The sequence below is a fragment of the Mesorhizobium sp. M7A.F.Ca.CA.001.10.2.1 genome (assembly GCF_003998575.1).
Taxonomy (GTDB): domain Bacteria; phylum Pseudomonadota; class Alphaproteobacteria; order Rhizobiales; family Rhizobiaceae; genus Mesorhizobium.
In genome coordinates this window covers 1-452 of record NZ_RZQY01001358.1, presented here as the reverse complement: position 1 = coordinate 452, position 452 = coordinate 1, and the positions used below count along the sequence as shown (strand labels likewise).

Annotated in this window: 1 protein-coding gene; it reads left to right on the top strand. The window is 58.6% G+C overall.

The window, feature by feature from the left end; genetic code table 11:
- Window positions 1–318: ChuX/HutX family heme-like substrate-binding protein (locus EN964_RS37065; protein ID WP_281059615.1), on the top strand; the 318-nt coding region annotated here is incomplete at its 5' end.
- Between the last annotated feature and the right edge of the window lie 134 nt (window positions 319–452).

Below are 452 nucleotides of genomic sequence, written 5' to 3'. Positions count from 1 at the left end.
ATCATGTGCTTTGTGGGAAACCGCGGCTGCATCCAGATCCATTCCGGTCCGATCAAGTCGATCAAGCCGATGGGGCCATGGATCAACGTGCTGGACGAAACCTTCCACCTGCATTTGCGCACCGACCACATCCAGGAGGTCTGGGCGGTGCGCAAGCCGACCAAGGACGGTCATGTCACCTCGCTTGAGGTCTATGATTCCGACGGCAAGATGTTCATCCAGTTCTTCGGCAAGCGTCATGAAGGCGAAAGCGAGCGGGATGACTGGCGCTTCCTGGCGGAAAACCTGCCGCGCATCCCAAGCCCGACCGCAGCCTGAGGAAAATGCGATGCGTTTTTTCCCAAGATTGTCGACCGTGCGCGGATCTATTTTCCGGCCGGTGATCGGTCTCTCCATGGCTGTTATCGCACTGCAATCCGCCAGCGCCATGGAAGGCACGGCCGTGTTTGCCG